Here is a 13,223-nt window from a genome sequence, read left to right on the forward strand (position 1 = left end):
GGAGTCAGAAGTACGTGCCGCACCACGGCACCCCGGGCGTCGCGAACGCCGCGTCGGCCCGGGGCACCGCGGCCGGTTCCGGTGCGCTCCACCAGCCGCTCGCCACGAGCTCCGACGGGCGCCGGTCGCCGAGGTAGGCCATCGCGAGCGCGTCCACCGAGCATTCCAGCTCGGGCCGCACCGGTCCGCCGAGCGGGCCGACCCGCTCCGCGGACCCGTCCGCGATCCGGTAGACGCCCGAGTTCGCCTCCAGGAAGCCGTCGTGCACGGCGAGCAGCACCGGTTCCGCGGCGCCGTAGCTGCGGGCCGCGAACGCGACGGGGACGTCGACGATCCGCAGCCAGGTCTCGTCCTCGTTGCCGGTCACGGCGCAGGCCCGCGGGTCGGCCAGCAGCAGTTCGAGGGGCTCGTCGAGCGGGCGCAGGCGGGCCTGCACGGCCTCGACCAGGTCCACTCCGAGCAAAAACCGCCACAGCGCGGCGGTGGCGGCGACGTCAGCGGCGTGCAGATCGGCCACATCGAGGCAGCGTCGGGGCAGGCCCGGGATGTCGCCGGGGTAGGCGATGGCGAACCCGTCGTCACCCTGCGGGCCGGTGTGCACGGCGGCGAGCACGTGCTCGCGCTCCACGTGCACGCGCCGGCCGACTCCGATCGCCCACCAACCCTCGGTGCGGGTGATCCCCCCTGGCCGCCGCAGCGCGATCCGCGCGTGGACCTCCTGCAGGACCGGCACGATCTCGTCCCGCGCCACGAGCCGGACCGTCCCGCCGAGTGGAGCGCCCGGGCGGAGGGGGCTCGCATCGGCGCGCACCTGCACCGACCGGCCGCGGGTGGCGACCCCGTAGCCGAAGCGGCCGTAGATCCGCGCCTCACTGGCCCTCAGCGTCGCCACCGGCTCGCCGCGGGCGGCCGTGTCGTCCAGCTGGGCCCGCATCATCGCGCTCAGCAGGCCGCGCCGGGTGTGGTCGGCGCGCACCCCGACCCGCGTGACCGCGGCCATCGGCAGCACCGCCCCACCCGGCACCGCCAGTTCACTGGGGAACGAGGTGGTGGTGGCGACGAGCGCGCCGTCCGCGTGCACACCGAAGGTGCGGCCGGGGCTGTAGAGACGCGCTGACGCGGCCCAACCCGCGTCGTCCGCCGGAGGGCGGTGGATGGCGGCGCCGAACAGCGTGAGCGCGGCGCGCAGCTCATCTGCTTTGAGCGGACGGACGGCGAGCGCCACCGTCAAGCCGGCCGCCCGACCTCGTAGTTGCCGTCCACGCTCGTGATCTTGATCGGAACGGTGACCTGGTCGCCGTCGACCACGGCGGTGCACTCGAAGGTGGCGTCGGGCACGACCTCCTGCCCCTGGGGGCAGGTGACCGTCTGCACCTCGAGGTCGTAGTCCTGGCTCAGGACCTGCTGCACCCCGCTCTGCACGGCGTTGGCGTCGAGCACCCGGGTGTTGAAGAAGCCGGGGCTGACGAACCCGAGCACCCCGACCAGCGCGAGCACGACAACCGCCGCAGCACCGATGATCATCGGCAAGCGGCTCTTCCCGCCTCCGCCCGGCGCCTCCTGCGGGGCCCCCGGCGCCCACGGCTGCTGGCCGTCGGGGCGGCCACCCCACTGCTGGGTGGGCTGCTGACCTGCGGCGGGCGGCTGGGCCCAGCCGCCCTGCTGGCCCGCCCACGGCGACTGCTGCCCCGCCTGCTGCTGGCCGTACGCAGCCTGCCCGTACGGCGGCTGCCCCGGCTGGCCGTACTGCCCCTGCCCGAACTGGGCCTGCTGGCCCTGCTGACTCTGCTGTCCTTGCTGGGTCGGTTGTCCTTGCTGGGCCTGCTGACCGAACTGCGGCTGACCGAACTGCTGCGTCGGCTGCTGGCCGTACGCCTGGCTCTGCGCAGCGCCGTACGGCTGCTGCCCGTAGGGCTGCTGCTGGCCGTATCCCGGCTGGGCCGCGCCGTACGGGCCCTGCTGGGCTGCGTAGGGCGGCTGGCCGGGAGGCGCGTACGGCGAGGGCGGCTGGCCCGGCTGCGCGGACTGCGGCTGCGTGTACTGCGCCGTACCCTGCTGCTGCCCCGGGTGCGGCTGCCCCGGCTGGGACTGCTGTACGCCGTAGTGCTGTTCGGGCGAGGCGTACGGCGGCGCAGCCTGGGTCTGGTCCGCGGGCCCCCACACCTGCGGCTGGCCCTGCTGTTGCTGCTGGGCAGGCTCACCCTGCGGGGTGGCCTGCGTCGGGACGACGGTGGTGGCCTGCTGCCCCGCGTCGTCCGCCTCCTGCTTCTCGGGTGCCTGCTCGGCGTCGCTCGAGGACTTGAACAGGTCGACATCGCCGCCATCGCCCTCCGCGGGCTTGGCAGGGGGCTGCGTTGCTGAGGGCTGCGATGCAGGGGGCTGCGAACCGGGGTTGGTGGAGGACTGGTCGGCGGGCGCAGCTGCCTCCTGCTGGGGCACCTCGCTCGTCTCAGGTGCGCTCCACTCCTGCTGCGGGACGGCGCGGGTCTCCTCACCGGGACGCTGCTGCTCACCGGGACGCTGCTGCCCCGCCGGCGGGGCCCCCCACCCGCCTTGCGGCTGCGGCTGGCCCCACGCGGGCTGCTCGGCAGGCTGCTGCGGCGCGCCGTGTGGCGGCTGCGGTCCCTGTGGCGTACTCATCGCGGGCCTTCCCCCTGGAGACGTGCGGTCGGGCGATCAAAGCACAGCCCGCGGAGCGGGCACAGAGCCGGTCGGCCCTTCGCCCTGCTCACCCGGTACCGACCGCGACCACTCCGCGGCGGATCGTCGAGATCGCCGTAGCCGCGGCCCGGCCGACCCCGCTGCCCCGCCCCGCCACCGCGGCGACCTGGTCGAGCAGGTCCAGGACCTGCCGGCACCAGCGTACGAAGTCTCCCGCCGAGAGCTCCACCCCGTTCTGCTCCGCCGCGGTGAGCACGGCGGTGAGCGACTCCCCGCGGGCCCAGCGGTGCATCGGCCACGCGAAGCCCAGGTCGGGCTCCCGGGTGCGCTCGACCTTGTGCCTGCGCTCGTCGGCCTCCAGCTCGGCCCAGAGGCGCACGGTGGTGGCCAGCGCGTCGGAGACCGGCCCCGAGGGCACCCGCGGCATCGGTCCGTGGTCGCGGCGCGACTCGTAGACCAGCGCGGACACGACCGCCGCCAGCTCGGCCGGTTCCAGGCCGTCCCACGCCCCGTGCCGCAGGCACTCGGCGGTCAGCAGGTCGGACTCACCCCAGAGCCGCGACAGGCGCTCACCGTGCTCGGTGATCTGCTCCCCGTCGAGGTAGCCGCGCTCGCCGAGCAGCGACCGGATCCGGTCGAACGCGCGGGCCAGGGAGTGGGTGGTGGCGCGCACCTTCTGACGCAGCTGCTCGGTGTCGCGCTCCAGGCGCGAGTACCGATCGGCCCACCGGGCGTGGGCCTCGCGGTCGGTGCACCCGTGGCACGGGTGGGCGCGCAGGGCGCGGCGGAGCGTGGCCAGCTCGGGGTCGTCGACGGCGCCACCCCGCGACCGCCGCCGCTGCGTCGGCGGCGCGACGATCCCCGTGTTGCGCAGCGACGAGGCGAGGTCGCGCCGGACCCGCGGGGCGCGGTGGTCCACCCGCTTCGGTAGCCGCATCCGGCCGAGCGGCTCGACGGGCGCCGGGAAGTCGGCCGCGGACAGCCGCCCCGCCCAGCGGTCCTCGTTGAGCACGAGCGGGCGGGGGTCGCCGTCGGCGCCGATGCCCGGGTCGAGCACGACCGCGAGCCCGGCACGGCGCCCGCCGGGCACCGCGATCACGTCGCCCGGGCGCAGGGTGCGCAGCGAGTCGGCGGCGGCCTCCCGCCGCTCAGCCACCCCCTGCCGCGACAGTGCCTTCTCCCGATCCGCCACGCGCCTGCGCAGCGCGGCGTACTCGCGGAAGTCACCGAGGTGGCATTCCAGGGACTTCGCGTACCCCTCGAGCGCCTCGGCGTTGCGCTCGATCCGCCGTGCGAGGCCCACCACCGACCGGTCGGCCTGGAACTGCCCGAACGACAGCTCCAGGAGCTCCCGCGCGTTCTCCGTGCCGAGCCTGCCGACCAGGTTGACGGCCATGTTGTAGCCGGGCCGGAACGAGCTGCGCAGCGGGTAGGTGCGGGTCGAGGCGAGCCCGGCGACCTGCTCCGGGTCGACCCCCGGCTGCCACACGACGACGGCGTGGCCCTCCACGTCGATGCCGCGGCGGCCGGCCCGGCCCGTCAGCTGCGTGTACTCGCCGGGCGTGAGCTCGGCGTGGGACTCGCCGTTGTACTTGACCAGCCGCTCCAGCACGACCGTGCGGGCGGGCATGTTGATCCCCAGTGCGAGGGTCTCCGTGGCGAAGACCGCGCGGACCAGCCCGCGGACGAACAGCTCCTCCACCGTCTCCTTGAACGCCGGCAGCATCCCGGCGTGGTGGGCGGCGATGCCGCGCTCGAGGGCGTCGCGCCACTCCCAGTACCCCAGCACGGCGAGGTCGGCCTGGGGGAGCTCGGCGGTGCGCCGCTCCACCGTGCGCCGGATCACCCCGGCCTCCTCCTCCGTGGTGAGCCGCAGCCCCGACCGCACGCACTGCCCGACGGCGGCGTCGCACCCGGCGCGGCTGAACACGAAGGTGATCGCGGGGAGCAGGCCGGCCCGGTCGAGCCGGTCGATCACCGTGGTGCGCGACGGCGGGCGGAACCCGTTGCGCCGCGGCGGGCCGGTGCGCCCGCGGCCCCGGGCGCCTCGGTCCCACTGGCTCATCGCGCTCTGCCGGTCCAGCTCCCGGGTGTGGCGGACGAGGTCGGGGTCGACCTTCAGCTCACCAGCCGCGGTCTCGCCTGCGAACAGGTCGAGCAGCCGGTTGCCCACCATCATGTGCTGCCACAGCGGCACCGGCCGGTGCTCGTCGACGACGACCGTGGTGTCGCCGCGCACCGTGACCAGCCAGTCGCCGAACTCCTCTGCGTTGCTGACGGTGGCCGACAGGCTCACGAGCGAGACGTGCTCGGGCAGCTGGAGGATGACCTCCTCCCAGACCGCGCCGCGGAAGCGGTCGGCGAGGTAGTGCACCTCGTCCATCACCACGTAGCCGAGGTGCTCCAGCTGCCGCGACTCGGCGTAGATCATGTTGCGCAGCACCTCGGTGGTCATCACGACCACCTGCGCGTCGCCGTTGATCGCCTGGTCGCCGGTGAGCAGCCCGACCGCCGCCGCCCCGTGCCGCTCCACCAGATCGGCGTACTTCTGGTTGGACAGCGCCTTGATCGGCGTCGTGTAGAAGCACTTCTGGCCCTGCGCGAGCGCGAGGTGCACGGCGAACTCGCCCACGACCGTCTTGCCGGCGCCGGTCGGGGCGCACACGAGCACGCCGTGTCCGTCCTCCAACGCGGCACAGGCGGTGTGCTGGAACCCGTCGAGCTCGAACGGGAGCGTCTGCGCGAACTCGGCGAGCCGGGGTCGGGCGGCGCGGCTCCGCGCGGCGGCATAGGCATCCGCGGGAGCAGACTGGCTGCTGGCCACGATCCCAGGTTTCCACATGGCCGCCGCGCGGGCCGGAGCGCCTGCTCACACAGGGGTGTTATCGGGGCTCGGCCATCGCCGCGCCGAGGCGCAGGTGTGGTCCCGCCTGCTCGCCCCGGCTCATGCGCTGCAGCGTGCGGCCCAGCAGGACGTGGGCGTACGCGTCGGCCGGGTGCGCGGCCACCAACTCCTCCAGTGCAGCGCGGGCCCGTCCCAGCTGCGCGGAGGCGTACCAGGCGCGCGCGGCCAGCAACCGCACCGAGCGATCGCTCCCGTGCTCGGAGAGCAGTGGGCGGAGCAGCACGAGCGCGCCGAGCGGGTCGCGCTGGTCGAGCAGCGACTCGGCCCACCGGTAGCGCTCCACCTCGGACGGCACCGAGCGGCGCTCACCGCCCTCCGCGAGGAACTCCGCGATCACCTCCGGGGGCTGGGCACCGGCGAGCGCCCGGTCGCCGACGACGATCGTCGGGGAGGTCCGGATCCCCCGGGCCCGGCCCTCGAGGAGCAGCTCGCGCACCCGCTCCTCGCCTGCGTCGCCGTCGAGGAGAGCCACCCCTTCCGGGAACACGTCGCCGACGACCCGGGCGAGCACCTCGCGGTCGCTGATGTCCACGGCGTCGACGAAGTGGGCCCGCAGCAGGGCCTCCACCACCGCGTCCTGGACACCGGCCGGCTCGGCCAGCGCGATCAGCCGGTGCGCGTCGTGGCTGCTCGCCCGCCACGCGGCACCCCACGGTGGCCCGAGGCCCTCCTTCGCAGCGATCAGGTCGACGCGGAGCCGGTTCTCGGCAGGCGCCAGTCCGGGTGCGCAGGCCCGCAGCGCCTCGTCGGCGACGGGGTCCCGCAGCACCTCGGCGAGCGGCTCCCCCGGCACGGGCGCGGACGGGTCGATCCGGTACGGCCGCCACACGACCTCGACGTCTCCGTCGAAGTCGGCGACCGCACGTTCCACCCGCCGCTTGCCGATGTAGGCCCACGGGCAGACGACGTCCATCCAGATCTCGACACGCATGCCGCCACCTTATACGACAGATATCGCTTAGTCGACATGTGTCGTATAGTGCCGGCCATGCCACCGGACGATCCACGGGCCCGGCGCACCCGGGCCAGCCTTCGCGGAGCCGCCCTCGAACTGGCCGGCGAGCGCGACCCGGCCACCCTCACCCTCTCGGCCGTCGCGAGCCGGGCCGGCGTCAACCGGGCCACGGTCTACCTGCACTACCCCGACCTGGACGCGCTCTTCGCCGACGCGATGGAGGAGGCGGTCGCCACCGTCGCGCGCGCCGCCCAGCTGTGCCCGCTCGACGCACCCGCCGGCGCGCCGCCCCCGCCGCTCGTGGAGCTCTTCGAGCACGTCGGGGCACATGCGACCCTCTACGCGCGGATGCTCGGCCCCCAGGGCAGTGCCCGGTTCGCCGCCCGGCTGCGCGAAGCCCTGCAAGACGCGCTCCTGGAGCGTTTCCGGGCGGGAGCGGTGCCCGCCTCGGCAGCCGGTCTGCCCCTCGGCATCCACACGGCCTACCTCGCGGGTGCCCTCGTCGGCGTGATCGCCCACTGCGTAGCGGACGAGCGACCCTCGCCGGCCGACACCGCGACGGCCACCTGGCGGCTCCTGGCGAAAGCACCGTGACCGCACGTCCGCGCCGGGGCACTACCTGTGGGGTAATCGATGAGCCTCATCCAGCGGGCGAGGCTGAAGACATGACCACCTACGCCGTCGCCCACATGCAGACCGTCGAGCCGGGGCCCGCGATCGTCGAGTACCTGGAGCGGATCGATGCCACGTTGGCCCCCTTCGAGGGCCGGTTCGTGGTGCACGGGGCGACGCCCGACGTGCTGGAGGGCGAGTTCCCCGGGTTCCTCATCGTGATCGGGTTCCCGACCCGCGAGCAGGCCGATGCCTGGTACACCTCGCCCGCCTACCAGGAGATCCTCCCGCTGCGGCTGGAGAACTCGACGGGATCGGCGATCCTCGTGGACGGGGTCGGCGCCGACCACCGCGCCACCGACGTCCTGGCGTGACGAGCCGTCAGGTGACGTCGTCGAGCCGCTTCGCCTCGCCGACCGAGGGTGTGGGGTCGAGCAGGCTGGGGCTCGTGTCGATCTCGCTGGGCGCGGTGTCGATCGGGCTCGGGGCGTCGGGGTCCCAGTCGTCCCAGCCCTCGGCGGCCCGCCGCCGGGCGCGGCGCCGGTCGTTCATGCGGGTGATCTGGATCGCCAGCTCGAACAGCAGCGTGAGCGCGATCGCGAGGGAGATCATCGAGATCGGGTCCTGGCCGGGCGTGGCGATCGCGGCGAACACGAAGAGCCCGAAGACCAGCCCGCGGCGCCACGCCTTGAGGTTGGCGTAGCTGATCACACCCGCGATGTTCAGCATGACCACGAACAGGGGCAGCTCGAAGCTGACCCCGAAGATCAGCAGCAGTGCGATGACGAACGAGAAGTACTGGTCGCCCGACAGCGCCGTGGTCTGGATCTCCGAGCCGATGGTGAGGAGGAAGGCCAGGCCCTGGGTGATCACGGCGTACGCGAGGAGGGCACCGGCGACGAACAGCACCGACGCCACCGCGACGAACGACAGCGCGTAGCGCCGCTCCTTCGCGTACAGCCCGGGGACGACGAACGCCCAGATCTGGTAGAGCCAGACCGGGCAGGCGAGCACGACGCCCGCCGTGGCGCCGACCTTGAGCCGCAGCATGAACTGGTCGAACGGGCCGATGCCGAGCAGCGTGCACGATCCGTCGGCCGTGAAGACGGCCCGCGACGACTCGGGCAGGGAGCAGTAGGGCGCCTTCAGCACCTCGCCGAGGCTCGGCAGGCCGAACAACGCCACCTCGAACCAGATGTAGCCGAAGATCGTGGTGATGACGATGGCGACGAGCGCCACCGTGAGGCGACCGCGCAGCTCGTACAGGTGCTCGACGAGCGACATCGTGCCGTCGGGGTTCTTCGGCCGCCTGCCTGCCCGACGGAACGGGATTCGAGCCACCGCGCTGGGACTACTGGGCCGAGGTGCTACCCGAGCCCGGCTGCGAGGCACGCGACGACTCGGGGGTCTTGTCGACAGGCTTGGCCTGGCTCTCGGGGAGCGCCTTCGGCTCGGCCGTGGCCGGCGGCGGCGTGGCGGGCTGGTCGGCCGGGGCGTCGGACTTCGACCCGTCCTCCTTCATGCCCTTCATCTCGCCCTTGAACACACGGGCGGACTGGCCGATGGACCTGGCCATGTCCGGCAAGCGCTTCGCTCCGAACAGGAGTACCAGGACCCCGATGATGATGAGCCATTCCCAGCCACCCGGCATCATGGTCAATCTCCCTTCGTGGGCTCGTTAGGAAGCCTACCTCCCGACCCGGAGCCACGGCTCGCAGCCGGGTGATGGCCCCGCGGATCGCGCCCGGACCACATCGCTGCAGCTCTCGTAGCTCAGCCCACGGAGACGCACCGGAGAACTCTTCCTTCACCGCCGGGGAGGTGCGCTGCCACCGTCCTCCCGACAGCGGCGCCCCGAGAACGGAGAGCGAAATGGCACGCACCGGTGGACGGCCCGAGAAGCTGTGGCAGCAGGCGAGCACCGTACGAACGAGCGCGGTCCGAGCCGCCGCCACGGTCGCGATGTCCATCGCGATCTTCAGCACCGGCGCCGTGCAGGGACAGGTGGCCCTCGCCGCGCAGGCGGGCACGGCCCAGCCCGGCGACGCGAGGAGCGTCAGCGTGGTGGAGCGGGCCCCGAACCAGGCGGGCCAGCGGTGCTTCGAGGCCACCGGAACGCACCACGCCAAGACGTTGATCGGCAACACCTTCTACAAGTTCACCCACAGCGCCCAGTTCTGCACGGACGGGACGAACGTCGTCGGTGTGGAGAACCGGGAGCACAGGTTCACCGATGCGTCCGCGTTCGCATCCTTCGGCGACGTCATCGAGGACTCGGTCGGCCGCATGCCGGCGCCCGAGGTCACCAGCATCAAGAAGGCGCGCGTCGACAACTGCCTTCCGGTCAAGGGGTGCATCAGCTCCAAGTACCCCTTCGTCCGCCTCACGCTCCGCGGGAACGGCACCTGGTTCGCGACGACGGGCGAGTCCGAGGAGGCGTAGCGCCTGCCCGCACGCGGGCGGCGGAACTCAGGCCGATCCGCCTCGCCGCTCGCCCGCCACGGCACGCAGCACCGACACCCGCTCCGCCACGCTCGCGCGCACCGCCGCGTTCGTGCGGGCGAACCGCCGCACGGGCGGCAGCACGAGCAGCAGCAGCACCACGAGCAGCACGATCCCCACGCCGGCCGTGAGCATCACCAGCAGCACGTCACCCATCCCCTCGCTCCCGCTCGACCGCGTCGAGCGCCTCACGTGCCCGCCTCGCCACCGCCTCCACCAGCTCCGGTGGCTCCACCAGCCGTGCCCCGCCTCCGAGGCCCAGCACGAGCCGGACCAGCCAGGCCGGGTCCGCGAACCGCAGCTGGACCTGCACCCGCTCGTCGCCCAGCTCCACGACGTCGTCGACCGGGTAGTACTCGGCCACCCAGCGCGCCTCGCGCTCCAGCAGCAGCACGGCGGACCGGTGTTCGGCGCTCGGCCGGAACAGGCCCTCCGACACGTCCGTCGGCTCCGCGTCCGGCGGTGGCGCGGCGGGCTCGTCGAGCACGGCGGCGTCCTCGACGCGGTCCAGCCGGAACAGCCGCACCCCCTCGGCCCGCCGGCACCAGGCCTCCAGGTAGCCGCGGCCGTCGACGATGAGCAGCCGCATCGGGTCGATCGTGCGCTGCGAGACCGCGTCACGCCCGGCCGTGTAGTAGACGATCCGCATGGCCCGCCCCACCGCGAGCGCATCGCGCACCGTGGCGGTGGTGGCTGCCTCCTCGCGCGTCGGCCCGTCCATCGCCACGCCCGCGAGCCCGGCGTCACCCACCGCGCGCTCCACCTTCGCCGCCGCCCGCCGCACGGCCTCGGTGTCGGCCACGCCCGGCACGTCCGCGAGCGTGCGCAACGCCATCAGCAGCGCCGTGGCCTCGGCAGTGGTGAGCCGCAGGGGCCTGCGCATGCCGGCGTCGTGGGTGACGGTGACGGTGTCGCCGGAGAAGGACAGGTCGATGAGGTCACCGGGGCCGTAGCCGGGCAGCCCGCACATCCAGAGCAGCTCGAGGTCGCGGCGCAGCTGCTTCTCGGAGATGCCGAAGTCGGCCGCCGCCTCGGCGACCGGGATACCGGGGCGGGCCAGCAGGTAGGGCACCAGCGAGAGCAGCCGCGGCAGCCGCTCCGTGACGCCACCCGTACTCATGTCCGGGCCAGCGGCTCGGTGTGGGCCGCGACGGACGCCGCCCAGTTCGCCCGCACGGCGTCGGCGAGGCGCTGCGGGCCGAGGACCGCCACGTCCGGGCCGTGGCCGGCCACCCACCGGGCGAGGGTCTCGACGTTGCGCAGGTCGAGCTCCACCTCGTCGCCGGGCCGTCCGGCGTGGGTGTGCCGGCCGACGACCCGGGCGAGGCGGCGCAGGCCGTGGGCACGGCCGTCGGCGATCCAGATCCGCGCCGTTTCGGTGGCGGGCGGCGGATCGACGCCCTCGCGGACCATCCCCATCAGGTCGACGCCCTCGGGCACCCGCACCGCGCCGGCCGGCCCCACCGGGGTGACCGGCTCCATGATCCGGGAGATCCGGAAGCAGCGGGGGGCGGCGCGGTCGCGGTCGTAGCAGCACAGGTACCAGCGCCCGCGCCACGACACCACGCCCCACGGCTCGACCGTGCGCCGCTGGACCGGGCCGCCGACGCCACCGCGTTGGTGGTCGAACGTGACGGCCCGACCGGCGCGCACCGCGGCGAGCAACGCGGCGAACGCCGGGTCGGCGGAGCGGACCCGCGGCTGCACGCGTCCCTGCTCCTCGTCGACCTCGACGCCTGCGGCGCGCAGCTTGACCAGCGCGCTGTGGGCCGGCATCGCGAGGTCGGGCGAGTCCCACAGCCGGGCCGCCAGTGCGACGGCCGCGGCCTCGTCGGGTTCGAGGTCGATGTCGCCGAGCTCGTAGTCCTGGCGGGCGATCCGGTAGCCGTCGACGGTGTCGAAGGTGGAGAGCCGTCCGGTCTCCAGCGGTACGCCGAGTTCGCGCAGCTCGGCCTTGTCGCGCTCGAACATGCGGAAGAACGCTTCGTCACCGCGGGCGTCCGCGTACCCGGGCACGATCTGGCGGATCCGCTCCGCCGTGAGGAACTGCCGGGTGGACAGCAGGCAGAGAACCAGGTTCACCAGCCGCTCGGCCCGGGCAGAGGACACCACGGCATCGTACGACCGGGCCCGGGCCCGCCGCGGCCGACCGGCGCAAACGCGCGGCTACAAGGACGCGATCAGGCGCTCCACCCGCTCGTCGACGGACCGGAACGGGTCCTTGCACAGCACGGTGCGCTGTGCCTGGTCGTTGAGCTTGAGGTGCACCCAGTCGACGGTGAAGTCGCGCCCCGCGGCCTGGGCGGCGGCGATGAAGTCGCCGCGCAGCTTGGCCCGCGTGGTCTGGGGCGGGGTGTCCTTGGCCGCCTCGATCTCGCCGTCGTCGGTGACCCGGTCGACCATGCCCTTGCGCTGCAGCAGGTCGAACAGCCCCCGCCCACGGCGGATGTCGTGGTAGGCGAGGTCGAGCTGCGCGATCCGCGGGCTCGCGAGGTCGAGGCCGTTGCGGGCCCGGTACCGCTCGACGAGCCGGTGCTTGATGGCCCAGTCGATCTCACGGTCGATCATCGACAGGTTCTGGCTCTCGACGGCGTCGAGGGCGCGCCCCCACAGGTCGAGCACGCGCGGGATGGTGGGGTCGGCGCTGCCGCGCATGCGGACGTGCTCGACGGCCTTGCTGTGGTACTCGCGCTGGATGTCCAGCGCGCTGGCCTCGCGCCCGCCCGCGAGCCGGACGGTGCGGCGGCCGGTGAGGTCGTGGCTGATCTCGCGGATGGCGCGGATCGGGTTGTCGAGGGTGAAGTCGCGGAACTGGACCCCCGCCTCGATCATCTCCAGCACGAGGGTGGCCGAGCCGACCTTCAGCAGGGTCGTGACCTCGGACATGTTGGAGTCGCCGACGATGACGTGCAGCCGGCGGTAGCGCTCGGCGTCGGCGTGCGGCTCGTCGCGGGTGTTGATGATGGGCCGCGAGCGGGTGGTGGCGCTGGAGACGCCCTCCCAGATGTGCTCGGCCCGCTGGGACAGGCAGTAGACGGCGCCCCGCGGGGTCTGCAGCACCTTCCCAGCACCGCAGATCAGCTGCCGCGTGACGAGGAACGGCAGCAGCACGTCGGCGATGCGGGAGAACTCGCCGGCCCGGGCGACCAGGTAGTTCTCGTGGCAGCCGTAGGAGTTGCCCGCGGAGTCGGTGTTGTTCTTGAACAGGTAGATGTCGCCACCGATGCCCTCGTCGACCAGGCGGCGCTCGGCGTCGACGAGGAGGTCCTCGAGGATCCGCTCACCGGCCTTGTCGTGGGAGACGAGCTGGGCGAGCGAGTCGCACTCGGCCGTGGCGTACTCGGGATGGCTGCCGACGTCCAGGTAGAGCCGCGCGCCGTTGCGGAGGAACACGTTCGACGAGCGCCCCCACGACACCACCCGACGGAACAAGTAGCGTGCCACCTCGTCGGGCGACAGGCGTCGCTGCCCGTGGAAGGTGCACGTGACCCCGAACTCGGTCTCGACGCCGTAGATCCGCCGCTGCATCACGCAAGGGTAAGCGGAGAGAGCCGGGTCGTGTCACGCCTGTGACCGACTGGCCGTGGC

At 73.5% G+C, this 13,223-nt stretch carries 13 protein-coding genes; 3 read left to right on the top strand and 10 right to left on the bottom strand.

Annotated elements, in window-relative coordinates; translation table 11 throughout:
• Positions 1 to 4 precede the first annotated feature (4 nt).
• The 4 genes from FB388_RS14475 to FB388_RS14490 all read right to left on the bottom strand — a co-directional run bounded on the left by FB388_RS14475 (position 5) and on the right by FB388_RS14490 (position 6,497).
• The gene (locus FB388_RS14475; protein WP_142103105.1) at positions 5 to 1,225 is read right to left on the bottom strand and encodes a GNAT family N-acetyltransferase; all 1,221 of its coding nucleotides are present in this window, start codon (positions 1,223 to 1,225) and stop codon (positions 5 to 7) included.
• Between the two features lie 2 nt (positions 1,226 to 1,227).
• Positions 1,228 to 2,640: a DUF4333 domain-containing protein gene (locus FB388_RS14480; RefSeq protein WP_142101206.1), complete on the bottom strand. Its 1,413-nt coding sequence runs from the start codon at positions 2,638 to 2,640 to the stop codon at positions 1,228 to 1,230.
• Positions 2,641 to 2,728: 88 nt separating this feature from the next.
• Complete coding sequence (locus tag FB388_RS14485; protein WP_142101209.1) at positions 2,729 to 5,503, bottom strand: DEAD/DEAH box helicase; 2,775 nt, start codon at positions 5,501 to 5,503, stop codon at positions 2,729 to 2,731.
• A 40-nt stretch (positions 5,504 to 5,543) separates the two neighbouring features.
• Positions 5,544 to 6,497 (bottom strand): DsbA family oxidoreductase, encoded by a 954-nt coding sequence (locus FB388_RS14490; protein WP_142101212.1) that lies wholly within the window; start codon positions 6,495 to 6,497, stop codon positions 5,544 to 5,546.
• Positions 6,498 to 6,554: 57 nt separating this feature from the next.
• Here FB388_RS14490 and FB388_RS14495 point away from each other — a divergent pair, with 57 nt between their 5' ends.
• Together FB388_RS14495 and FB388_RS14500 are read left to right on the top strand one after the other, a co-directional pair.
• Entirely contained in the window at positions 6,555 to 7,115 is a 561-nt protein-coding gene (locus FB388_RS14495; protein ID WP_211361917.1) for a TetR/AcrR family transcriptional regulator, read from the top strand.
• A 71-nt stretch (positions 7,116 to 7,186) separates the two neighbouring features.
• The gene (locus FB388_RS14500; RefSeq protein WP_142101214.1) at positions 7,187 to 7,507 is read left to right on the top strand and encodes a DUF1330 domain-containing protein; all 321 of its coding nucleotides are present in this window, start codon (positions 7,187 to 7,189) and stop codon (positions 7,505 to 7,507) included.
• Positions 7,508 to 7,514: 7 nt separating this feature from the next.
• Here the strand turns inward: FB388_RS14500 and tatC are convergent, their stop codons facing one another.
• Together tatC and tatA are read right to left on the bottom strand one after the other, a co-directional pair.
• Positions 7,515 to 8,417 carry a twin-arginine translocase subunit TatC gene (tatC, locus tag FB388_RS14505; RefSeq protein ID WP_142103109.1) on the bottom strand — a complete coding sequence of 301 codons (903 nt, stop codon included), beginning with the start codon at positions 8,415 to 8,417 and terminating at the stop codon, positions 7,515 to 7,517.
• A 67-nt stretch (positions 8,418 to 8,484) separates the two neighbouring features.
• Entirely contained in the window at positions 8,485 to 8,784 is a 300-nt protein-coding gene (gene tatA, locus FB388_RS14510; protein ID WP_142103111.1) for a Sec-independent protein translocase subunit TatA, read from the bottom strand.
• 221 nt (positions 8,785 to 9,005) lie between these two features.
• Here tatA and FB388_RS14515 point away from each other — a divergent pair, with 221 nt between their 5' ends.
• A complete protein-coding gene (locus tag FB388_RS14515; protein WP_142101216.1) occupies positions 9,006 to 9,575 on the top strand; it encodes a hypothetical protein in 570 nt (189 codons plus the stop codon).
• A gap of 27 nt (positions 9,576 to 9,602) precedes the next feature.
• Here FB388_RS14515 and FB388_RS14520 read toward each other — a convergent pair whose 3' ends face one another.
• The 4 genes from FB388_RS14520 to pafA are packed head-to-tail and all read right to left on the bottom strand — an operon-like array spanning position 9,603 to position 13,163.
• Positions 9,603 to 9,791 carry a hypothetical protein gene (locus FB388_RS14520; protein WP_142101218.1) on the bottom strand — a complete coding sequence of 63 codons (189 nt, stop codon included), beginning with the start codon at positions 9,789 to 9,791 and terminating at the stop codon, positions 9,603 to 9,605.
• Positions 9,784 to 10,755 carry a helix-turn-helix transcriptional regulator gene (locus tag FB388_RS14525; RefSeq protein ID WP_142101220.1) on the bottom strand — a complete coding sequence of 324 codons (972 nt, stop codon included), beginning with the start codon at positions 10,753 to 10,755 and terminating at the stop codon, positions 9,784 to 9,786. Before FB388_RS14525 ends, FB388_RS14520 begins: the two co-directional genes overlap by 8 nt.
• Positions 10,752 to 11,744: a helix-turn-helix transcriptional regulator gene (locus FB388_RS14530; RefSeq protein WP_142101222.1), complete on the bottom strand. Its 993-nt coding sequence runs from the start codon at positions 11,742 to 11,744 to the stop codon at positions 10,752 to 10,754. Before FB388_RS14530 ends, FB388_RS14525 begins: the two co-directional genes overlap by 4 nt.
• Positions 11,745 to 11,801: 57 nt before the next feature.
• Entirely contained in the window at positions 11,802 to 13,163 is a 1,362-nt protein-coding gene (gene pafA / locus FB388_RS14535; protein ID WP_142101224.1) for a Pup--protein ligase, read from the bottom strand.
• Between the last annotated feature and the right edge of the window lie 60 nt (positions 13,164 to 13,223).

Source organism: Pseudonocardia cypriaca, from assembly GCF_006717045.1.
Classification (GTDB): Bacteria; Actinomycetota; Actinomycetes; order Mycobacteriales; family Pseudonocardiaceae; genus Pseudonocardia; species Pseudonocardia cypriaca.